At 38.5% G+C, this 23,299-nt stretch carries 22 protein-coding genes; 16 read left to right on the top strand and 6 right to left on the bottom strand.

Annotated features, from left to right (window positions below; all coding sequences use genetic code 11):
- Positions 1–12: 12 nt before the first annotated feature.
- From V4596_08450 to V4596_08465, 4 genes are read left to right on the top strand one after another with little or no spacing between them, the layout of a single operon-like run.
- Positions 13–1,383: a TIGR01777 family oxidoreductase gene (locus V4596_08450; protein MES2769161.1), complete on the top strand. Its 1,371-nt coding sequence runs from the start codon at positions 13–15 to the stop codon at positions 1,381–1,383.
- A gap of 45 nt (positions 1,384–1,428) precedes the next feature.
- Entirely contained in the window at positions 1,429–2,382 is a 954-nt protein-coding gene (locus V4596_08455) for a DUF2817 domain-containing protein (protein ID MES2769162.1), read from the top strand.
- 24 nt (positions 2,383–2,406) lie between these two features.
- The gene (locus tag V4596_08460) at positions 2,407–3,150 is read left to right on the top strand and encodes an alpha/beta hydrolase (GenBank protein MES2769163.1); all 744 of its coding nucleotides are present in this window, start codon (positions 2,407–2,409) and stop codon (positions 3,148–3,150) included.
- A complete protein-coding gene (locus V4596_08465; GenBank protein ID MES2769164.1) occupies positions 3,150–3,812 on the top strand; it encodes a hypothetical protein in 663 nt (220 codons plus the stop codon). The genes V4596_08460 and V4596_08465 overlap by 1 nt, the downstream gene beginning before the upstream one ends.
- On the opposite strand, the gene V4596_08470 is transcribed toward V4596_08465, so the two are convergent.
- From V4596_08470 to V4596_08495, 6 genes are all read right to left on the bottom strand, one after another.
- Positions 3,809–4,309: a DUF4442 domain-containing protein gene (locus V4596_08470; GenBank protein MES2769165.1), complete on the bottom strand. Its 501-nt coding sequence runs from the start codon at positions 4,307–4,309 to the stop codon at positions 3,809–3,811. The two genes, V4596_08465 and V4596_08470, sit on opposite strands and share 4 nt — an antisense overlap.
- Complete coding sequence (locus tag V4596_08475) at positions 4,299–5,291, bottom strand: nitronate monooxygenase (protein MES2769166.1); 993 nt, start codon at positions 5,289–5,291, stop codon at positions 4,299–4,301. The genes V4596_08470 and V4596_08475 overlap by 11 nt, the downstream gene beginning before the upstream one ends.
- A 33-nt stretch (positions 5,292–5,324) precedes the next feature.
- Positions 5,325–6,104 (bottom strand): 1-acyl-sn-glycerol-3-phosphate acyltransferase, encoded by a 780-nt coding sequence (locus tag V4596_08480; GenBank protein ID MES2769167.1) that lies wholly within the window; start codon positions 6,102–6,104, stop codon positions 5,325–5,327.
- The gene (locus V4596_08485; GenBank protein MES2769168.1) at positions 6,104–6,931 is read right to left on the bottom strand and encodes a GNAT family N-acyltransferase; all 828 of its coding nucleotides are present in this window, start codon (positions 6,929–6,931) and stop codon (positions 6,104–6,106) included. Before V4596_08485 ends, V4596_08480 begins: the two co-directional genes overlap by 1 nt.
- Positions 6,932–7,016: 85 nt before the next feature.
- On the bottom strand, positions 7,017–8,786 hold the full coding sequence (locus V4596_08490; protein ID MES2769169.1) for a S41 family peptidase: 1,770 nt from the start codon (positions 8,784–8,786) through the stop codon (positions 7,017–7,019).
- Between the two features lie 185 nt (positions 8,787–8,971).
- Positions 8,972–10,663, bottom strand: a complete 1,692-nt coding sequence (locus V4596_08495; protein ID MES2769170.1) for a S41 family peptidase — start codon at positions 10,661–10,663, stop codon at positions 8,972–8,974.
- 258 nt (positions 10,664–10,921) lie between these two features.
- On the opposite strand from V4596_08495, the gene V4596_08500 reads away from it, so the two are divergent.
- The 12 genes from V4596_08500 (at position 10,922) to V4596_08555 (ending at position 23,011) form a co-directional block, all read left to right on the top strand.
- The gene (locus V4596_08500; GenBank protein ID MES2769171.1) at positions 10,922–11,917 is read left to right on the top strand and encodes a deoxyhypusine synthase family protein; all 996 of its coding nucleotides are present in this window, start codon (positions 10,922–10,924) and stop codon (positions 11,915–11,917) included.
- Between the two features lie 106 nt (positions 11,918–12,023).
- On the top strand, positions 12,024–12,437 hold the full coding sequence (locus tag V4596_08505; GenBank protein MES2769172.1) for a hypothetical protein: 414 nt from the start codon (positions 12,024–12,026) through the stop codon (positions 12,435–12,437).
- A 94-nt stretch (positions 12,438–12,531) separates the two neighbouring features.
- The gene (locus V4596_08510) at positions 12,532–13,605 is read left to right on the top strand and encodes a mechanosensitive ion channel family protein (GenBank protein MES2769173.1); all 1,074 of its coding nucleotides are present in this window, start codon (positions 12,532–12,534) and stop codon (positions 13,603–13,605) included.
- Between the two features lie 52 nt (positions 13,606–13,657).
- Positions 13,658–15,529 (top strand): translational GTPase TypA, encoded by a 1,872-nt coding sequence (typA, locus tag V4596_08515; protein MES2769174.1) that lies wholly within the window; start codon positions 13,658–13,660, stop codon positions 15,527–15,529.
- 104 nt (positions 15,530–15,633) lie between these two features.
- Complete coding sequence (locus tag V4596_08520) at positions 15,634–16,371, top strand: hypothetical protein (protein ID MES2769175.1); 738 nt, start codon at positions 15,634–15,636, stop codon at positions 16,369–16,371.
- A gap of 235 nt (positions 16,372–16,606) precedes the next feature.
- Entirely contained in the window at positions 16,607–17,032 is a 426-nt protein-coding gene (locus V4596_08525) for a nuclear transport factor 2 family protein (protein MES2769176.1), read from the top strand.
- A 2-nt stretch (positions 17,033–17,034) separates the two neighbouring features.
- Positions 17,035–17,823, top strand: coding sequence for a DUF1295 domain-containing protein (locus V4596_08530; GenBank protein MES2769177.1), 789 nt, complete (start codon positions 17,035–17,037; stop codon positions 17,821–17,823).
- 46 nt (positions 17,824–17,869) lie between these two features.
- A complete protein-coding gene (locus tag V4596_08535) occupies positions 17,870–19,501 on the top strand; it encodes a M64 family metallopeptidase (GenBank protein ID MES2769178.1) in 1,632 nt (543 codons plus the stop codon).
- Positions 19,502–19,512: 11 nt separating this feature from the next.
- Positions 19,513–19,908 carry a TM2 domain-containing protein gene (locus V4596_08540; GenBank protein ID MES2769179.1) on the top strand — a complete coding sequence of 132 codons (396 nt, stop codon included), beginning with the start codon at positions 19,513–19,515 and terminating at the stop codon, positions 19,906–19,908.
- A gap of 7 nt (positions 19,909–19,915) precedes the next feature.
- The gene (locus V4596_08545; GenBank protein ID MES2769180.1) at positions 19,916–20,452 is read left to right on the top strand and encodes a hypothetical protein; all 537 of its coding nucleotides are present in this window, start codon (positions 19,916–19,918) and stop codon (positions 20,450–20,452) included.
- Positions 20,437–21,633, top strand: a complete 1,197-nt coding sequence (locus V4596_08550; GenBank protein ID MES2769181.1) for a DUF1343 domain-containing protein — start codon at positions 20,437–20,439, stop codon at positions 21,631–21,633. Before V4596_08545 ends, V4596_08550 begins: the two co-directional genes overlap by 16 nt.
- Positions 21,634–21,676: 43 nt before the next feature.
- Positions 21,677–23,011 carry a M14 family zinc carboxypeptidase gene (locus V4596_08555; protein MES2769182.1) on the top strand — a complete coding sequence of 445 codons (1,335 nt, stop codon included), beginning with the start codon at positions 21,677–21,679 and terminating at the stop codon, positions 23,009–23,011.
- Positions 23,012–23,299 lie beyond the last annotated feature (288 nt).

Below are 23,299 nucleotides of genomic sequence, written 5' to 3' on the forward strand. Positions count from 1 at the left end.
GATAAATACATTATGAACATATTAGTTACGGGTGGAACGGGATTTGTTGGAAAGAAGTTAGGATTCAATCTCGTTAAAAATGGATACAAGGTATTTACTCTTGTTCGAGATAAAAAGAAAAAACCAATACTGCCTTATCCGTGCACCTTTTTGGATTGGAATGACCTCTCAGATATTATTAATAATAAAAAAATTGAAATTCATTCGGTGGTCAATTTAGCTGGCGAACCCGTAGCTCAAAGATGGAATGACAAAATAAAAAGAGAAATTTTGAATTCCAGGGTTGATACCACAAATAGATTAGTGAAAATTTTTAAAAACTCAGATCTAAAATCATTTATTTCATCATCGGCTATTGGATACTACGGCGATCGGGATGACGAAAAGCTAACCGAGGAGTCTGAATCTGGTTCTGGATTTCTCACTCGAGTCTGTGTTGAGTGGGAAAGAGCTGCTCTAAAAATAAAAGAAGAATCTCCAAAAACAAAATGCGTAATACTAAGACTGGGAATGGTCTTGGGCGAAGGTGAAGGAGCGCTGGCACAGATGGTTCCACCTTTTCAAGCTGGCGTTGGTGGAATGATTGGTGATGGAAAAATGTGGGTCAGTTGGATTCATGTTGAAGATCTTGTGAACATGATTGGCTGGGCCATTGAAAATGATTCTGTCAAAGGTGTCTATAATGCAGTTTCTCCAAATCCCGTAACAAACAAAGAGTTTTCAGAAAAATTAGCGGCAAGATTTAATAAAAAGTTATTTTTACCAGTACCAAAGCTTGCGGTTAAAGTTCTCTTTGGTGAAATGTCGCAGGTCGTATTCGCTAGTCAAAAAGTGCAAAGCGAAAAAGCATCCGAGCAGGGTTTTACTTACAAGTATTCAACAGTGTCCGAAGCGCTAAAATCTACGGTGGAATCTTTAGATGCCTTTGAAAAGAAGGTGATCTTTGAGCAGTGGTTGCCGATTTCGAAAGAAAGGCTTTTTCCGTATTTTCAAGATGAAAAGAATTTAGAAGAACTGACTCCACCGTGGCTTAATTTTAAAGTTTTAAACAAAAGCACGGACCAAATCCAGAAAGGTACGATCGTTAATTATCAGCTTAAGCTCTATGGAATTCCGTTTGGATGGCAAACTGAAATACTCGATATGCAAAAAAACAAATCATTCATCGATAACCAGGTGAAAGGTCCATATTCAAAATGGCATCACACGCATGACTTCATTGCCTTAGGGGAAGGCACATTGGTCAAGGATACTATTCGTTATAAAGTTCCAATGAGCGGGCTGGGCAAAACCTTTGCTGGGCCGAAAGTCGATAATGATGTTAAAAAAATATTCAAATATCGATCAGAAAAAATTCTTGATGTTATTAAAGGCCTGTCCTAAGCGTCATGACTTTTCATCCTGAAGGATTTGTCACATAATATCTCTATGTTCAAGTTTCCTGAGCTTCAACGGATAACAGATCTTTCGAAAATCCAATCGTCACTGATTAGATCCGAAATACTTTCTGAAGTAAAAGTCAAAGGAGAGACATATCCTATTCATGGCTTTGTTATTGGCTCTCAAGATAAAACTGCGCCGACCTTTGGTATATTTGGCGGAGTGCATGGATTAGAAAAAGTTGGCACTCATGTGGCGCTTCATCATTTGGAGTCTCTCGTGAATCAACTCGAGTGGGACTCTGAACTCCAAAAGAGATTTTCGAATTGTAGACTGGTTTCGATTCCTATGATCAATCCCTGGGGAATTCACCATTTTAGAAGAAGCAATTCCAACGGTGTAGATCTGATGAGAAATGCACCCGTTGAGGCAGAAAGCAAACCTCCATTTTTAGTTGGTGGACAAAGGTATTCTAATAAGCTTCCGTGGTTTAGAGGTGAGTCTGGGAATCTAGAGCTCGAAAGCAAAACTCTTATTGAGTTTGTTAGAAATGAAATGTTTGAGTCGAATTTCAGTTTGTCTTTGGATATTCATTCAGGATTTGGAACAAAAGATCGACTTTGGTATCCTTATGCGAAAACAACCAAAGACTTTCCTTTGGTTGGTGAAACTAAAAAGTTTCAGAAATTATTTGAAAGTGCTTTTCCCAATCATATTTATCTTATTGAGCCGCAAGCTTTGAGTTACACGACTCATGGAGATCTTTGGGATTATCTCTTTGACGAACATTACAGCAAGAATCAGAATAAAAAGACGTACATTCCTTGGTGCTTAGAGATGGGATCTTGGATGTGGATCAAGAAAAATCCTCGACAGTTGTTTTCTATGTTGGGGGCTTTCAATCCTATTTTGCCTCATCGTTATAAAAGAATTATGAGAAGGCATTATGTACTATTGGATTTCTTTCTAAGATCAACGGCTAACTATAAAAATTGGTCTTAAGATAAGATCAAAAATGGATAAAATATGAATTGGTTATTACTTCGCGGGTTAATGAGAGAAGCAGATCACTGGGGAGATTTTCCCAAGGATCTTGAAGCACAAGAAGGTGTTGATCGCGTACTTTGTTTGGATCTTCCGGGAGTGGGAACAGAGAGTTCTAGGATTTTCATTCCAAGTATTAAGCAAGCCGTTGAAGATCTTAGATCTCGTCTTGCGATTCACTTGCAAGACAAAGGCGATGAGGAGTGGGGAATCTTGGGGATTTCTTTGGGCGGAATGATTGCGATGCAATGGGCTCACGATTATCCCAATGATTTTAAAAAAATAGTAGTTATGAACAGTAGTGCGAGAAGTGCTCCACTCTGGAAGAGACTAACCCTTCCTTCTCTTGCCGTGGTCGCAGAATGTTTTTTAGAAAAAGACCTGGTCAAAAGAGAAAAGAAAATCATTGATATGGTTTTAAATTTAAGAAAAAATGATTTAAAAGTCATCGACAGTTGGATAAAAATTGCTCAGAAAAATAATTTTTCAAAACTCACAGCAGTGAACCAAATTACGGCGGCGTCGCTGTTCGAATTGCCTTCAAGAATTAAGATTCCTATGCTGGTTTTAACTTCTAGAGCAGATCGAATGGTGAACTATGAATGCTCGGTACAAATAGCCGAAAAATTCAAAGCGCCTATAAAAATTCATCCTTCAGCGGGACATGATATTGCAATAGATGATTCAAAATGGATTGTAGAACAAATTAAAGATTGGAGAATTTAATGAAAATCGTTTTTATATTACTTGTTGGTAGTGCTTTCGCCTTTTCTTCTGCGTACGCGGAAAACTATGAAAAGAATGGATATCCTTGTATGAGTGATGTCTGTCTTGGTGATGATTTGGTAGCGTTGCAAAAGGTCAAGTGGGAGCCGGCTAAAATTAGAGACGAGGGGCAGAGAGCTTTAAAAAAAGTAAAAAAGAAGTACCGAGGATCGGATGAAGACCTTTTAAAGGCGGCGCCGTATCTTTCTGGAAAATTTGATAATGAAGGGCTTAAATTTTTACAAAATGTAAAAGCCTCATGTCAGATAGATGCTGTGGGCGGAAAATTCATTACAGAAAATGGCAACAAGACCAATGTGGTGATCATGTTGATGGGGCCTCCATCAAAGCAAAAATGGAAAGTGACTATGATCAAAAGAGAGTTTGAAGGTGCGGTGACGGACGCTCAAAAAAAAGAAATAATAACTACGCTAGTAAAGAGATACGAAAAATTCACTCCTGCAGCGATTTCAAAGTCAAAAATAAAACCAAAGGCAGTTATGCTGATGCCTCCAGTTGGAAAACTCAGCGTCCAATTCACTTTAGTGGAAGGTCTCTCTAGTGATAATGAGCTTAAGAGTGATCCTGAATGTGGCGGTACTGCAAAAGTCAGCGTAGATTAATTTTTTTTAGTCTTGGTATTTTTCCAAGACTTTAACTGCCAAGTTGTTTTGCCTTCGGATACGAGTTCATTTTTTTCGTTATGAACTTTTGTCGTCATATCGATAAACATCTCACCTTCTTTTAGGTCCGGCCATGTGTCCGGCACATGGCATGTACCGGTTAAGATTCCTTTGCCCGGTTTGTGATAAGTAATGGCAAGATTGGTGAGTATAAGTCTATAATTTTCGAAACTGTACTTCGTCGCAATCAAAAGACCTGCGGTATATTCAATCAACAAGGCCTGAGAAATTGCGTGGGCCGTTCCAACGTGATTTTTTCTGCGATACACGGGAAGAGATTGAATTTGTGTTTCATCTGGCTTTACAGATTTGATTTTCATACCCATTCCCATATTGAATGGAATTACGAGTTTTAAAGCATTATCCAAGAAAAGATTCGCTAATTTTTTGTTTTTGACTTTCTTTGTAATTTTAAAAAGATCAATTTTAAGACCCATAACCTGGCATTCCTTTCAGTGATTCGTAGTATTCATTTACAAGTTGGTGAACAATTTCTTCGCAGGATAGAATTTCATGAATAAGTCCCACACCTTGACCTGCTCCCCAAACTGTTTTCCATGTGGGTTTATTGGCTGCATTCTCAAGAGTTTTCATCCCCGCAAGATGAACTAATGGAACAACGAATTTTTTTGTCAGTGGATGTTTCTTTAGTATTTCAACAAGGAAAGGCAGCTCTGCTCCCATTTTTTTTACGTAATCGGTATTGATAACATTTGCGGGAGTTCCAGAAATTCTAGAATTGAGAACAATGTCTTCTGGTGTACTGTCTAGAATTGCTTTTTTGTAATTCTGATCAACCTTTGCTTCTTTTGAAGTGATAAACTTTGTTCCCACGCTTACGCCATCAGCACCCAACGCCAACATCGCGGCCATTCCGGATCCTGTAGCAACTCCTCCAGCGGCAATTATTGGAATTTTTAATTTTTCTTTTAGCCAAGGAATTAAGACCACTGGAGAAATCGGTCCTGCATGTCCGCCAGCTCCACTTCCGACGGCGATCACACCGTCAGCGCCCAGATCTTGAACTTTCAAAGCGTGTTCGAGATTTGTTACATCACTGAATACTTTTGCACCGTTTTTGTGAGCATCCTTGATGACATCTTTTGGAGTGCCGAGAGATGTAATGAACATTTCTACTCCAAGATCCAAAGCAATTTTCAAATCTTCGCCTTGCCTCGTATTGCTTTTATTCACAATCACATTGACGCAAATGGATTTTTTAGTACGTGACTTAATATTTTCTAAAGCTTTTTTATAATTTTCAATTGGACGATAATTCAAAGCAGGAAAGGCGCCGATGGCTCCAGCTTCTGAAGTGTTCACGACCATGTCTTCGTTGGAGACCAAAAACATTGGCGCGCCAATGATCGGATATTTAATATTTAACAACTTTGTAAATGAGGTTTCAATTGGCTTCATAGCTTTTAGAATAAGAGAACTAAGACAACCAAGTCAATGAGCAGTCGTGACGGTGGGATTTAGCCCGATAAAGTTCTGTTGGATTCTGCGATGAGATTCTTCTGCTAGCAAAATAGGCTCTGCAGCTTGGATTTCATTTAATAATCTCAACTCCACCAAAACGTTTCTCTTGCCCATCAATTCCCATAAGTGTGCGAGAAAGTCCATATCTCCATACCAGCAAACGAAATCTCTATTGCCAGTATCAAAGAGTTTTCCGTCGATTTTGAGATAATTGATGCAAACAGGAGAGACGGGAACATGAGAATCTAGTGAGGCCTGGAAGAGTGGTTTCTTAAATCTCAAAACAGATTCTGCATTGGTGCTTGTAGCTTCGGGAAAGATAGCAACAGGAATATTTTTTTGTAAAGCAGTAGTGAGTTCTTTGATTTCATTTGAAAGATTGCTTTTATTTCTTCGTTCAACATAAAGACAGCCACCGAGTTTTGTGATCAGACCTAGAACTGGAATTTCTCTAATTTCAACGGAAGTCACAAAAGTGGATGGAAACTGAGAACATAAAATTAAAATGTCTAAGTAAGAGAGGTGATTTGAAACTAGAAATTTCATATCGTTGGTCATTCCATATTTTTTGACTCGAACTCCGGCTAATCGCAAAGCGAGAGAGCTGTACCAGCTCATGACATAAATGATTTTGGATCTGAAAATCCAAATGTCTCTGTATATCATAGAGAGGATAAAGCTGTGGACAATGTAGATAACCATTAAACTCAAAAACGAAATGAATTTTAGGCCTTGAACTATCTTCTTCATTAAAAGTATCTAGCCTTAAATCTTTCGTTGATGGTTCTTAAATCAAGCACCGTTAAAAAATCTATACAATCAAAGTCATAATCTACAGCAGGATAGCCATGAATCTTTGCTCCGGCTTTGATATAAGACTTTAGGAGTGAAGGAATTTTTTCTTCGACCAATTCAGATTTAAAATAACCAGGCTTAAAATCAAATTTTTCAAATTGAAAGTCAGATGTGGGATGAATCTCGTAGTCAAAGGAGTGATGCTCTTTTAAAGACTGGAAGATAACCATAGAAAGGCCAGGATCAATAGTTTTAACACTAGCACACCCGAATAGATAATCTGCATTTGTTTTTTTTGCATATTCTCCTATTCCTTTCCAAATGAGATTGAGAGTGATTCCATTTCTGAAAAATCTATGTGTGCAGGCTCTTCCGAGTTCTAATTTAATTCCCGGAGAACTTAAAAATTTTTGAAGCGTGAATTCATTTTGAGAATAGAAGTCATCAGTGAATGTTGAGCAAAGAAGACGGTAGGTACCGATGACTTCGTTGGTGATTTTATTTTTAACAACAATATGATCAGCAATAAGATCATAACGATCAAAATCAACTCCCATAAATTTTCTTTTACCCAGACCTTCTTTGATAAAGACTTGGTATCGGAGTTTTAGAATTTGTTCGAGTTCTTGTTTTGTTTCGGCGGTCTTAACAATGTAGTCGCCCAGTTCTAATTTGAAGTTGATTTTTGGTTGGAAGGATTTGAGCTTGAGATTCAGTAATTGGCTGCGGAAGTCGACGATGTCCTTGGTCTTTTGAATGACGTTCAGAGCTGTAGCTTTCATAAAAACCCCCTCTTTTCCTATTATACTAATCGGAAATTTTTATGAGGAGGTGTTAGTCTTATGTTAGGGCTAAGTTACGCTTCCGTTAGAGGCAGCTTGCGACAGCTTTCGCTGTCAGAAGTTGGTAGTCTGCTCCCAGTGCGGATTGCTCATCCTTTGTGTATTCACCTGCAATATTGGTATTGATATTCATACAGTTAGTGATGCGGGCTTTAGTCTCAGTAGAAATACCTTTTGGTTTTTTAATTCCTGCGTGAACAGCATTGGTATAAAGATCAGCTTCTCTTCTCGCATACAGATCTTCTTCTGTAGGATTTGGATTTGCGTAGACTTCAAAGTCTGGCAAGATACCGGTGATTTGATTTGTGCTGCCATCAGCAAAGTGAAATCTCGCCGCTGTACTCAAGAGTTGAGTTCCTTCGATTTCATCAAGCCCCACAGTTCTAGGGTCTGTAGGTCCCTGTTGCATGGTTCCCTTGCCGTAAGATCTTACGCCAACGGTGACAACTCTACCGTAAGATTGAAGAGCTCCAGGCAATAATTCCGAAGCTGAACCAGAACGTGCATCTTGTAAAACAACAAGAGGTTTTTTGTTGAATAGATTGTACAGCTCCTCGGCTTGTGGAGCGTACAACATTTGTCTGGTTGCAATGGCCATACTGTTATTTTTAACAGAATTTATCAATAAATTGGTTTGGGGATCTTGAAACAATAAAAGATTTTGATTAACTTCTACAAAACTTGAAACCATACATAGAACTTCTCTGAGATCCCCGCCTGCATTACCGCGAACATCTAAAATTAAAGATTCCGCCCCTTGCGAATGTAAATCTTTTGCTAAGGTTACAAAGTCTTTGCAGAGATCTTTTTGCATAAAGGAATGAAGACGAATGTGGCCAATCTTTTGCTTGGTCCTAGAGTTAGTAATTATTTTTCCATCAAGAATTTTTATAGATATGGGACGACGAGTGATGGTGAGCTCAATTCTTTTACCGGCTCTTAAAACAGTAATGGAAACGGAGGTGTTCTCTTCTCCTAATAATAAATCAATTATGTTATTAAATTCTTCACGGTCTTTAGGTTGAACAGCCCTCCCGTTGATGTGCGTGAGAATATCTTTTTTTCTTACCCCTGCCGCAAGAGATGGGCTTTCTTCCATAGGATAAAGTTCAATCTTCAATTCACGATTAAATGAAAGTTGCGAGCCAATCCCTGTGAAGGTTTCTTCTTTTGTGTTCATCATTTCTTCGGTTTCTTTTATGGACCAGAGATTGGTGTGGGGATCAACTGCGCTATTGAGATATGAATTGATGGCCATGGCCAAAACTTGACCACGATACTTAGAAATTTTTTGAGCTAAAGCTTCGTTCAATAATGCGGCAAAAGAAACCGGATCGTTTTGAGTTTCGGCAAAAAGAGCTCTCCATGCTTGATGACTTTGTTTGGTGGCGAGATCGTTTTCTTTGGCGAGTTGAACAGGAGTTTTATTTGAATCAGGTTTGAATAGGGTGTTGATTTTTTGAAGCTGAATATTTTCTACTGCTTTTACAACCTCTCCTATTTCCGGTAGTTTTTGAGTTCTATAATTTGTAAAAATCATGGGAACATCTGCATTATTTAAAAGAGTATTTACCGCTAGGATACACCCTAAGAATGCCTGCTCGTTTGCGTAACATCTTTCTTGAGACAAAAGATTTCTTACATTCTGATCATTCAGCTGGGAGTGAGTCGCGAAATAATCTGGAGCTTCTTCCTCGGCAAAGGCCATTTCTGAAGAGGCCACTGTCATTGCAGCCAAGGTGATCATTAATCTTATTACGAATATTTGAATAGTATCTATTACCCCTAAGTTCATTCCCAGTACCCCACGCACCTTATAAATATAAAGCTTTCCCCACGAAAACTTTTTTTCTATTTATCTTTTGCGAACTTACGAAGTTATGAACATTTCCACAATACCCGATTGAGTGTTAGAAAAAATGATACGCTTTTTCGTATATTAAATAACGGATGTGAATGCGGCTTATAAAGTATTTTTATTTACTCTCTACCGAAAGAGCAGCTAGCCGCTTCGCGTGCCACAAGAAGTTGGTAATCTAGTGCTACTTCTGAAGAAGGATTTGAATATTCAGTGGAAAGCATATTTCTTGTTTTAATGCACAAATTGATTTTGTCTATGGCAAATTTAGGAAACGTTACGGGTGCTTTCGCCGCGACAATCACATTAGGATAAAGATCGGCTTCTCTTAAAGCAAAGTAATCAGCGCTTTTTGCATCTGGCTTTGAGTGTACTAAAATGTCTGGCTGAATGCCGTGAAGCTGATTTGAAGTTCCATTAGCAAAATGGAATCTAGCTACAGTTTTCATCATCATCATTCCTGTAAATATGCGGGTGACAAAAGAATTTTGAGAACGCTGTAATGTACCTTTTCCAAAACTTCTCTCCCCAATCACGATAGCTCTTCCGTAAGTCACAAGCGAACCGGCAAGAAGTTCCGACGCTGAAGCGGAATCCGCATTTTGAAGTATATAGAGAGGTTTTTTTCCGTACAAATTAAAAAGTGGCGCATCCTTCGTTGACTTATGAAGGCCAGCCTCTTTAATCACTTCTCCAGTAGCAGGATCTCTCTTCGTAACAATTATTTTATTCTTATCTATATACATTTCTGCAATGCATACGGCCTCACTGACAGATCCTCCCCCATTACTTCTTAGGTCTAAAATAAGGACTTCTGCCCCTTGACGTCTAAGATTTGTAGCAGCGTTAATGAACTGCGTGCACACTCCCGTAACGTTAAATCTTGCAATTTTAATGTAACCAATTTTTTTATGAGGCATAAGAGGATCAGATAAAATTTTTGAATGAATATTTTTAAGTTGATAGGCTGTTCTTACAACTTGGATATCAACGGGTTGCTTTTTTCTTTCTACAGTGAGTGTAACGGTTGTATTCTCAACGCCTCTGATAAGAGCAACAACTTCTTCTTGGCCGAGATTAGACACATCTCTTCCGTCAACTTTCAAAAGAGCATCTAAATTTTTAATCCCGCTTCTTTCTGCAGAGCCATCTTCCATCGGTTGTAAAATGTATTGTTCATTTAATTTTTTAACATAAACTCCGGCACCAATTAGTTTTTCTTCGCTTTTGGCGTAAGTTGCATCCCAAGTTACTTTTGGCAGAATATACGTGTGCGGGTCTAAAGATGCGCTGTAGAAAGCATTTATAGCCTTTCCAATTTTAGCTTTATTATTATTGATTTGCGAGAGGGCGATTGTTTCCTTGAGGAGTTGATCGATATTAAGGCGATAATGTATTGTAGAAAAATAGAATTGCTTCCATGAATTATTGATTTGAATATTTGTTACTTTAAATTTTTCCCAAGAATCAGCGCTTTTGAAGTCCACAAGGGGGGCTTCATAATTTTTTATTAAAATTGGTCCTATTTGGAGCACGGTCTGCTTCATCGAAGCTAGGTTTTTGATTTGATTGTTGGAAAGGACTTTGTTCTTCTCTCTCAGAAGAGAGTTCATCGCTGCGATACAACCTAGAAACTCATCAGGATTCTTGTAGCATCTTTCGGTGTTAACGTACTCTTCAAGGGAGCTCGTACTGAGATTCGTAGAATCCCAATCACTAGCAAATGCCATCTCAGGCGCAGCAATCGAAATTGCTCCCAGTGCGATGACTATTCGAATTAGCATTATACCCAGAGATTCTAGACCCCATCTCATAAATCGTACCCCACGATTGTTATTCAGAACCGAGAGTCAGTACCCACTTGCACTCTCATTACCCGAGATAGAACATACAGGAGATGTGTGTTTTTACTCAATAATTGCTCCTCAAATGGAAAAAAAGATATGTTGTTTCAGGCACTTAATTACATTCTCAAATACCACCCATAACTTTTTATTTGGTTAGGGTGAATTTCTTTTGCAAAAGAGACAATTTTACATATAAATAGCTGAAAATATTAGGAGAGCCTCACAATGCCAACTCAAACAAAAGCACACACAAACGTCGGCCCAATTAGCCAATTTATCGACCACCATTACAGACACTTTAATGCTGCGGCCTTAAAAGATGCAGCGAACGGTTACAAAGATCACCTTAACAGCGGCGGAAAAATGTTTGTGACTCTTGCGGGTGCAATGAGTACGGCAGAACTTGGATTGTCACTTGCTGAAATGATTAGACAGGACAAAGTTCACGCAATTTCTTGCACCGGTGCAAACCTTGAAGAAGATGTTTTTAACTTAGTTGCGCATGAACATTACGTGAGAGTTCCCAATTATAGAGAATTGACGGCAGCAGATGAAGAAGCGCTTTTAGAAAGACATTTGAATCGTGTGACAGACACTTGTATTCCTGAAGGCGAAGCTATTCGTAGAGTCGAAAAAGTGATTCTGGCAAAATGGGCAGAATACTCCAAAGAAAAAAAATCATTCCTACCGCATGAATTCTTTTACCAAATTCTTCTCGAAGGTTCGCTAAAAGAATTTTACCAAATTGATCCTAAAAATTCTTGGTTGCTTGCGGCGGCAGAAAAAAATCTGCCAATCATCGTTCCGGGCTGGGAAGATTCTACGATCGGAAATATCTTTGCGGGTCGTATCATCGAAGGAAAAGTAGATCGCACAGTTATGAAAACGGGAATCGATTACATGATTTACCTTTCAAAGTGGTACCAAGAAGTTGAGAAAAAACACTCTATCGGATTCTTCCAAATCGGTGGCGGTATTGCGGGTGACTTCCCAATTTGTGTTGTTCCAATGATCCAACAAGATCTGGAAAAAGATGTGAGACGTTGGGGTTACTTCTGTCAAATCAGTGATTCTACGACGAGTTATGGTTCGTACTCAGGTGCGGTGCCGAACGAGAAAATCACTTGGGGCAAGCTTTCTAAGGAAACTCCGAAGTTCATTATCGAATCGGATGCTTCGATCGTGGCTCCATTGGTATTTGCTTACGTTCTAAATCAATAAATTCCTGTCACAAACCAGCGCGTTATTGACACGAGCTGGTTTTGATAATTTAATTTTCAACGAAACATAAACCGACCGAAAAATAAACCACTTTTAAGGGGGATCTATGAACTACGTATCATTTTTATTTGCTATGGCTTTAGTCATCGCAAACAGTGCAAATGCCTCAGAACAAAAATCAGTTTCTTTTGATTATAACAACACTAAAGCTTACTACTCTTGCAGTTATGCCGAAGCTCAAATGGCTAAGGTTTTAACAGCTATCGGAGCAACTGAAGTTTCAACAGATTGTTCAGGTGGAATTGATAACGATCAATTATGGCCAGTGTCTGTGGATGCTAATTTTTCTCATGACCTACAAGGCGGAAAAGCTGTTGTTCTTAAGGGCAATGAATCTTGTGATTTCAATGTAAAATTGATCAAAGCTGTATTGTCTACCGTGGATCATGAAGTAGTTAAAGCTCAAGACAATTGCTGGGACGCAGACGGAAGCTTTAAGTACGAAGTTTACATAAAATAATTTTTTCTTCATCAATTTAGCTGGTCTTGAAAATTATTAAAAAAGCTCTTAGATTGTCTAAGGGCTTTTTTTATTTCTACATTTGGAGATTAATTTGGAAAACGAAGTTGTAAATACAATCACACAAGTCACAACCGGGGATCTTATTTGGGGTAATCCTTTTGTGGATTGGGTGAGGGCTGCCATAATATTTGCAGTCGTTATTCTGGCCAGTGGAGCTATTAAATTCATTGCAAAAACGATCTATAAAAAACATTTTTCAGAAAAAGACGATGAGATTACATTCAGATCATTTTTATTTTCAAATATTGCAAAACTCAATTTTCTAGTTGCGATTTTCATTGCTCTCTATCCTGCAATCATAAGTTTAGTTATGCCACCAAGAGTGGACCGTATTGCTAAATACTTATTTATAATTGCGGCTTTCGGGCAGATTTTAATTTGGGCAAGCAATACGCTAGAGCTTTACGGAAAAAAATATCTTCAACAGCATCCTGATTCAGCGACAGCAATGAATGTGTTCTCACTCATGTGGAAGATTGCTGCCTATACGATCATACTCTTGGTTATGCTTGATCAACTGGGATTCAATATCAATGCCTTGATTGCGGGTCTTGGGGTCGGTGGTATTGCGGTGGCCTTTGCTCTTCAAAACGTGTTGGGCGATGTCTTTGGTTCACTCGCCATTATTTTTGATAAGCCCTTTAAAGTTGGCGACGTAATTCAGATCGGAACCTTTATAGGCAGAGTGGAAAAAGTAGGGCTTAAGACAACTAGAATTCGTTCGCAGAGAGGCGAGCAGCTCGTGTTTTCTAACAATGAGATACTTAAATCCACAATTCAAAACTATGGTGACCTGCAGGAAAGACGTGTCAGTATGCTGTTGGGGGTCACTTATGAAACTCCTTTTGAGATCTTGAAAAAAGTCCCGGAAGTTGTCCGCGAAGCAATTTTCTCTAGAAAAAACACGAGTGTAGACCATATCACTCTTAAAGAATTTGCCGAATCCAGCATTAATTTTGAGGTTTGGTATTACATCCGCATTACCGAAGAACAGGCGTGGCCAGAAATTGAGCACGAAATTAATCTAGAAATAGTCCGTCTTTTTGAAAAGGAAGGGATTTCCTTTGCCTATCCGACGCGCACGGTTTATACAAAGAGTCTTTAAAAATCACGATCTTAACTAAATAATTAGTAAGGCATAAAAGGAACAGTCCACCATGGATTTAAGAAATATTTGTATCATTGCTCACGTCGATCACGGGAAAACTACACTTGTTGACCATTTGTTAAAACAGTCAGATACGTTCGGCGCACGCGAACAACTCGATGATAGAGTAATGGATTCTATGGATCTTGAAAGAGAAAGAGGGATCACGATTTCTGCAAAGAATGCGGCGATCAAAAAAGGCGATACAAAAATCAATATCGTTGATACTCCCGGACATGCTGACTTCGGTGGAGAAGTGGAAAGAATTTTAGGAATGGTAGACGGCGCTTGTCTTTTGGTAGACGGAGCTGAAGGCCCGCTTCCACAAACTCGTTTCGTATTGCAAAAAGCTCTTCAGAGAGGCCAAAAAGTAATTCTCGTTGTAAACAAAGTGGATCGTCCAGAATGTCGTGGTACTACTAGAGTTCAAGAGATCGTGGATCAAACTTTCGATCTATTCATCGATTTAGGTGCAACTGATGCTCAAGCAGAATTCAAAATTTTATACGCATGCGCTCGTTACGGTTGGGCAACAGAGAACTTTGATGAAGTGGAAGACTTAATCGAAGGCAGAAAAAAAGGTTCACTAGAACCACTTTTCAAAGCAATTCTTTCTGAAATTGCTCCAGCTAAAGTTGATCTTAAAGCTCCATTCCAAATGTTGATTTCAAACATTGGATGGAATGATTTTGTTGGTCGTCTAGCGATCGGGAGAATCACGGCTGGTCAAATTAAAGCTACAGATCAAATGTACAGAAAAGGTATTAACTCAAAAGGTGAACCTTTAGATGAAAAATTCAAGGCTTTAAAGATTTTCACTTACAATGGATTAAAACAAGTTGATGCAGAAGTTGTTCAAGGCGGTGACATCGTTGCTGTTGCGGGTAGCGATGAATTCCAAATCGGGGATACATTAACTCAAGATCCAAATACAAAACCACTAGAGAGAATTCATGTTACAGCCCCAACACTTGCTATGGTGTTCTCAGTGAACACTTCTCCATTCTCTGGTCGAGATGGTGAAGCTGTACAATCTAGAAAATTAAGAGAAAGATTATTAAGAGAAGTTCGTCACAACGTTGCGATTAAATTCGGCGAGACAGAAGTTCCAGATCAATTTAGAATTTTTGGTCGCGGTGAACTTCAGTTCTCTATTCTTATTGAGCAAATGAGAAGAGAAGGCGTTGAAATCATGGTAGGTAAACCTATCGTGTTAACTGAAATGATAGACGGCGTAAAACATGAGCCGTTAGAAAGACTAAATTTAGATTTACCTGAAGATTACGCATCTGATGTAACAAGAATGTTCCAAGAAAGAAAAGGCGTTTTAGTTTCTTACGAAAATGCCGGTAGCTATTCTTCTTCAACTGGTGTGAAACAACGTGTTCGTTTGGAATTTGATGTTCCTACTCGTGGATTACTTGGAATGAGATCTAAATATTTAACTGCAACTCGCGGTGAAGGTATCATGAGCTCAATCGTTATCGGGATGACTCCTTGGAAAGGTGATATGGTTCATAGAACTGCTGGTGCGATGATTTCTGATCGTACGGGAACTGTGACGGAATATGCTCTTCAAGGACTGGAGGATCGTGGGATGATGTTCGTAAAGCCAGGAGTGGATGTTTACGAAGGTATGATCATCGGGGAATTCAACAAAGATAACGATCTTAACGTAAATGCAGTGAGAGAAAAGAAACTCACAAACGTAAGAGCATCGGGAGCAGAAATCCTCGTGGCCCTTAAGGGTGTACGTGAGATGAGCTTAGAAAAATGCTTAGAGTGGATTGATGAAGACGAGTGGATTGAAATCACTCCGAAGGAAATTCGCCTCAGAAAGAAGATTCTAGCTCAGAACATGCGTAGTATTCGTAGAGGATAAGCTGTATAACGCGTAGAGTCTTATAATTAATCAAGATTCATCATTTTAATAGTGAAAACCTTCCATGGTTCAGTGTAGAAGTTGCACAAACCAAAGGGGGGTCTATGTTAAAGGTATTATCGATCGCTTTACTTGCATTCACTTTCAGCAACACCGTTCACGCAGAAGATTTAAATTCACCGTATTTTCAAATTAAGTCGCATTCAATCACAGAAGTTCCTGTGGATGCATCTACAATGAAAAATTTAAGAAGCAATCAGGAGCTTCTAAAAATTCGTAGAGCTCAGGGCGAAAAAGATGGTCTTGATGATGTTCTTGGCGACATCTTAAATCCAGTTAAAGAAGTAGACGCAACTCTTGATGTGATCATCAATATGGGTGCGAAGATCTGGAAAATTTTCGAGGCATCTACACCGGTTGTAAACCTCAGTACGAAAAGAGCTAACGCAATTCCAAGAGAAGCTACGGACTGGAGAGACATGGCTGATTGGAGCGATGTTCAAGCTAGGCAATATTCAGTTTCTTATAAAAACGCTTTCAATTCTGAAGTTGTAAGATTCAGTGTTCTTATGACTTACACATATAACGGCACTCACAAAGGTAAGGGAAAATATCTTTCTGATGTTGGTTTCTTGGTCAATGAATATTGGGTTGCACCGCTTTATAAATTAGAAGGTGAATCTGAAGTTGTAAGAGTTCAAAACGTTGGTAGAGCTGATGCGCCAATTGCTGCCATGGAATTGAATATGGTTTGGAGAGTTAGCACGGTTCTTGTTAAATCTCAAAATGCTATAAACTACTATGTCAGAGGCGATGGTCCACTTACAGTGAGAGAGCTTTAATTACTGATTAGTTTTTATACCGATTGATTTTCGTAGAAATGGCTAGGCTTTGACCTAGCCATTTTTTTGTCTTCATGACTTTTTCTCTGAATTCGTATCAAAATACCGTATGTGTAAAAATGTATTATTGGTTATTTGTTCAATTAGCGTTATTTTTTGTACGCAATCTTTTGCTACAAATTCGGAACTAGATACAGCTTCTGATATTGTTGCGACTATAGCGAAATGGAAAGGTATGACTAAACAACAAAAAATAGAAAAAGTATTCAATGAGCTCAACTCAGAAAACATGGAGTTGCTATACACATTCTATGATCAATTTGTATTGTTCGAGGACCCCGTGGGAACTCATAAAGGCATTGATGCTGTGAGAAAATATTACGAAAATCTTTACAAGAATGTAGAGTCTATAAAATTTGATTTCTCTAATCATGTTTGCGATTCTAATCAATGCGTGTCTATGTGGACTATGCATCTCAAGGCTAAAAATTTAAATGGCGGCGAGCCCATCGCGGTTATCGGAAACTCGTTCATTAAATTCGATAAGGATGGCAAAGTTATTTACCATAGGGATTACTTTGATATGGGTGAGTTTATATATGAAAGAATTCCTATTCTAAAAAACATCATCAAGTTTATTAAAAATAAATTAAAGGAATAAGAGTGATTGCATTTAAAATCATTTCCTTGGGAATTTTGGCTTCAGTAGTGTTGATGAGCATGCTTTGGTGGATTTCACTCAAGATAAAAAATGCCGCGATTGTGGATGTAGGTTGGGGAATTAGTGTTTTAATTTATTGTTGCTTTTATTTTTTTGGAACTGATGGGCTTCAAGCAAAAGAATTTTTGGCGTTAATGACCGTATTGATTTGGTCAGGAAGACTGTCCTATCATCTTTACAATGATAGAATTAAGGGTGGTAAGGAAGAAGAAGGGCGTTACAAAAAACTCAGAGAATATTTTAAAACTGATATTTCTAAAAAGTTTTTCTTTTTTTTCCAAGCACAGGGATTATTTAATTTTGTACTGTGTACACCATTTCTAATCATTGCTTTGAATCCATCAAGACAGGTGAAGTTTTTGGATTTAATGGCGTTTGCACTTTCTTACCTGGCAATTTTTGGTGAGACCACAGCAGACTATCAATTGAAACAGTTTAAGAAAAATCCTGAGAATAAAGGAAAAGTTTGCGATGTGGGGCTTTGGGGCTACTCGAGACATCCAAATTATTTCTTTGAATTCTTGATTTGGGTGGGATTCTTTTTGATGGGAGTCGGCGAACCCTATGGATTCCTGGGAATCGTAGCTCCTGCTTCAATTCTTTATACGCTGCTTAAATTCACAGGCATTCCCGCTACAGAAGAGCAGGCGGTGCGCACCAAGGGCCAATTGTACAAAAACTATCAAGAAAGAGTTAGCGCATTTATTCCTTTGCCTCCTAAGAAATTTTAGTGATTTAATTGTGTGCATCTTGTCTTAAACTCTTTGGGGGATGCGTATGAAAATTCTAATAGCTTTAACTCTTCTTATAATGGCAATGCCTGCTCATGCAGAATGGATGATTCAAAGAATCGTTGATGGAAAAGGCAAAGTGATTGAAGTTGAAAGTGCCAAGCCAACGGAAATTAAAATTTCTGGAGATACGTTAATAAAAAGACATATTCACGAGCAGATAGCAGAAACTTCAGTCATAAAAAAATCGAATAGATTTTATCAGGAGCTTGTAGTTTCAGATGAATATTTTGAAAAAAACTTTTCTGATTTACCTCAATTGAAAATTCGCAAAGTTTCTATCGGCTGGCCGGGATCTGAAGTCAGAACAATTGTGAATCAAGGTCCTACGGCAAATAGAATTGATCTTACAATCGTGGGTGATGGTTATACGGCTGAAGAAAAAGATAAATTCTTCGATGACGTTGCTAGAATGACTGACGATATGTTCAAGGGCCAGACGTTTGCGACATATTTGCCGCTCTTTAACGTTCATGCTGTATTTGTCCCTTCGGAAGAATCGGGATTGTCAGATTTCGTTACAAAAAGAACGGCCCTTGGACTTTATAGAAATCCTAAAGGTTCAAAAAGAGCAATCATGCCAGGGAATACTTCGGCGATAGAAAGAGCAATTGCTCTCTCACCAGATGCGGATTATCCAATCTTAATTGCTAATGACAATTATTACGGTGGTCTCGGCGGAAGATATGCAATCTCTACAAGATCAGTGCAGACGGGAACAGTGGTTCTGCGTCATGAACTGGGTCACAACTTTGGCGAAGTGGGCGAAGAGTACGATGGTGGGCAAGTTTATAGTGGGGCGAACAGTTCAAGATCAAGTAATGTTCCTTGGAAAAATTGGTTGAAGAATGGAAAGCTTGAAGTTTATGAGAGTAAGTTTTTATCTGGAAACTACCTCTGGAAAAATCTAAAAGAGGGAAGCTTTAAAGTAACTTTCAATTTTCCTGGGCCACAATATCTTTATGATATTGATATCAGCTCGGTGGGTTGGAAGACTCCGCAAGATGTAGAGGTGCTTTTGGATGGACAAGTGAAAGAACTTGAAGGTGTTTGGACGGAGGACAGAAGTTTCTTTAAATTTGCGAATCCTGAAACATTATCTGCTGGTGTGCACACAATCGAAATTCGCGAAAAAATTAAAGATGGCGATAACGTTCTAGCTTTTGCAAATATTTACGCACATCCAGCAAACCTCAACAAAGAAAAGCACTTTGTCGGTGCCTTCAATACTTTTTATGGACCAGGTCAGCCCTCGGGCTTTCGTCCTACGTATGATTCTTGTTTGATGAGAGACATGAGATCTGTGGATTTCTGCTCTGTAGACAAAGAAAATATGTGGAGAAAATTTTTAGGAACTGTAAACTTAGTGGATAGTTATAAAGTTGAGAGTACGAATAATTCTGATGTACTTAATTTAGTTACTCCGCCGCTTTCTCATCTTGCGGTTACGATTTCTAGAAATACGACCATGGGTTGGGTTGTGGTCCATACAAGTACGGGCAGTGAGAAGATTGTTTTACCAGGAAAAGGTCAGTACAAATTAGATGCCGTGTTTGCGCATCCAGAGGTGACTGGTGGCGATGGTGAGATTAAAGAGTCGTTCAATTTTAGCAACTGAGAGGAGTGAAAATGCCGAATACACACAGTCTCGGAGTTGGATATTTACTTTGGGTTTTTGGTTTTATGGGCGCCCATAGATTTTATTACGGTAAAACCAAAACTGGCATTTTGTACTTCTGCACATTGGGATTATTATTTGTAGGCTGGATTGTCGATGTGTTTCTTATTCCAGCCATGGATCGTGAAGCGAGCTTTTCTTATAAAGAAGGCGAAGTGAACTATACAGTTGCTTGGATTCTCCTCACGTTTTTAGGAATTTTCGGTGTTCATCGGTTCTATATGGGAAAATGGATTACTGGAATTCTCTATCTTTTAACGGGCGGACTTTTTATGGTTGGTTATCTTTATGATTATTGCACTCTGAACGAACAAATCAGTGCCCAAAATCAAACTCGTGTATCATAATTAAATCATGTACGAACTGGTTTCTTTTAAACCAAGCTCGCAAACGAGCAAAATAAAAATTTATGCTGAAGCTTTTAAAACAAATGAAGAGCTTCGGATCTGCTTCATTATCGAAGATCAGAGTGATCTAGTTTATTGGGAAGATAGCCAAAAAGTTCCTTCTCGTAGGCATGAGCTTTGGAAAGCCACGTGTTTTGAAACTTTCTTTGGTATTGAGGGGAAAGATGCTTACTGGGAACTCAACCTATCGATAGGTGGAAGTTGGAATTTCTATAGTTTTGATGCTTACAGAAACCCTTTAGAGCCTAGAGAAGAGTCAAAGGTGACCAAGATCGGGTTCAATAAAGTCCAAGAAGGTAATGCCATCACCAGGTTGGAAGTAATGATCCCCATTCAAAGTCTTAATCTGCAAGGCAAACTAGAAATTAGTCTGAACTCGGTGATAGAATTTAAGAATAAAGAAAAAGCTTACTTTGCGATCAAGCATGTGGGCGCTAAACCCGATTTTCATCAGAGAGATTCATTCGTATGCAACTTGGTATAGAAGTTCTTCTTCAAGATAAGAAATTATTAAAATATTTAAAAACAAAACGCGTCTCTCTTGTTTGCCATCCGGCATCTGTGGATCATAAGCTCAATCACAGTTTGGATCTCTTGCAGGGCAAAGTGAAGTTAACCTCGGCGTTTGGTCCTCAGCACGGTGCTAAGGGCGACAAGCAAGACAACATGATTGAAACTGCCGATGAAATTCATCCGCATTACAAAATTCCAATTTTCAGTCTTTATGGTGAGGTGAGAAGACCAACCCTTAAGATGATGGATACGTTTGATGTGGTTCTCTATGACCTTCAGGATCTTGGCTGTAGGATTTATACTTTTATCACAACGCTATTTTATATCATGCAAGAGTGTGAAAAATTTCAAAAAGAAATTATCATTCTAGATCGTCCCAATCCCATCGGACGAGGAATTGAAGGTATGATCTTGGAAGAAGGTTATGAAAGTTTTGTTGGTGCAGGTCCGATTCCGATGAGATACGGGCTGACTGTAGGTGAGTTGGCGATGTGGTTTAAAGATCACTTTAAAATGAATGTAAATTTAAAAGTTGTTAAAATGAAAGGCTATTCGCCAACAAAAAAACCAGGTTATGGTTGGCCACAAGATTTGGCCTGGGTAAATCCGAGTCCAAACGCGCAGACACTCACGATGGCAAGAGCTTATACGGGTACAGTGATGATTGAAGGTACTCATCTTTCTGAAGGAAGAGGGACTACAAGAGCCCTAGAAATTATTGGTGCTTCGGACATTGATTTTCCTCAAGTGTTAAAAACTATGGAGACGATGGGGAAAAGTTGGTTGAGGGGCTGTGTCCTTCGCCTTTGTAATTTTGAGCCTACATTTCATAAGCATGAGAAAAAACTTTGCTCGGGAATTCAAATTCATACGGATGATGCTTTCTATAACTCCACTCAATTCAAACCTTACAGAATTGTAAGCTTGATGCTGAAAGCCATCAAAGAAGTACATCCTAACTATGAAATTTTCAGAGACTTCCCTTACGAATATGTAACCGACAAATTGGCCTTTGACGTCATCAATGGCGGCCCTAAGTTGCGTGAGTGGATCGAGAATAGATCTGCTAAGCCTGCGGACTTAGATAAAATCCTCCAAAAAGATGAAAAACGCTGGGCAAAAGAATCTCGCAAGTTTTATTTGTACAAATAAATCTCTTATGATCTCATAAAAGGTACTTTAACGGGGGGATTCTATGATTCGTAATATTTTTGTGGCAGCTGTTGCTGTTCTTTTAACATCTGCATCTTTTGCAGCTAACGTTCAAGAGGGTGCTTTTGTTCTTGATCAAGATAAATCTATTTTGAGATCTATGGCGGTAAATAAGGATTTAACTTTTGACCATCCAAGCATCAATGGATTTGAAGTTTATGGTCCAAAGGGTCTTTATCAATTTTTAAGAAATTCTGGAGTTCAATTTGTTGAGTTGAACAGCTTGCAGTTAATGACAGAGGATGTTCTTGATTATCCATCTCCAGAGCAAATCGAAGCACAACTTAAAGATCTAAATGCGGCCTATCCGCAATTGACTCAATTGATTGAAATCGGTCGTACCAATGATGGACGTCCACTTTTAGTTTTAAAAATTTCTGACAACGCGGCTATCGATGAGACTGAGCCAGAGTTTAAATATATTTCTTCTATGCACGGTGATGAGATCACAGGCCGTGAAGTGATGGTGGCTCTTGCGCAAAAGATCTTAAAAGAATATTCAGTAAATCCAGCTATCAAGCAATTAGTTGATTCTACAGAAATCTACATCATGGCTTCGATGAATCCAGATGGTTCTTATAGAAGACAAAGAGGAAATGCAAACTACGCAGACTTAAATAGAGATTTCCCTGATTTTTCTACCAGCGATAATCAAGACACTCCGGCAGGTCGTGAAATCGAAACTCAACATATTATGAAGTTTCAAAAATCAAGACAGTTTGCTCTTTCTACAAACTTTCACGGTGGTGCAGAAGTAATGAACTATGCTTGGGATACAATTCCAGACAAGCATCCGTTCAATGATCTACTTATTGAAATTGCCTTGGATTACGCAAATAAAGCAACCTACATCAAAAATAACGGTGAATTTGAGAATGGAATCACGAATGGTTACGCTTGGTATGAAGTGAATGGTGGAATGCAAGACTGGAGTTACCATTGGTACAACGATCTTCAGTTCACGGTTGAGCTTTCAACCTCAAAATGGCCATCATACAGCAAAATTCCATACTACATTGAGCAAAACCAAGAGGCATTGATTTCTCAAATTGGTTATATTCATCAAGGTGCTGGATTTAAATTTGATCAATCTGGAATTGATGGAAAAGTTCAAATTTCGAAAATTGAAGGAAATGCTTTGAGAAATCTTGGTATTTACAATTTTAGAAATTCTGAATTCTACAAAGTATTACCAAAAGGTGAATATACGTTTGCAATCAACAGCCAGCAATTGAAAGGTACTAAAAGCATTCAAGTTGCAGTTGAAAAGCAAGACAACAAGTCCATTACTCCAAACTATGTGATTTTATCAGAATAGTCTTTAATGGTTAGATAGAGGATTTAATCTACTAAATTCTTCTTATAACAACAAAAACCCAATCCACCTAGGATTGGGTTTATTTTTATCTGGCGTATTTCTCCTCTGAAAAACGTATCAAAAATATCCAATCTCATTATGATCGATAAATTTTAAAAATACCGTCGAACTTTTTTTCATCTCTTGTATCGATATTGGAATGATCAAAAAACTGTCTAAAGTTTGTAGTTCTATTTTGATTAAAATTGTTGAAATCATGAATAAAACTACAAACATTGCTATAATTAA

This window comes from Bdellovibrionota bacterium, from assembly GCA_040386775.1.
In the GTDB taxonomy this organism is placed as follows: domain Bacteria; phylum Bdellovibrionota; class Bdellovibrionia; order Bdellovibrionales; family JAEYZS01; genus JAEYZS01.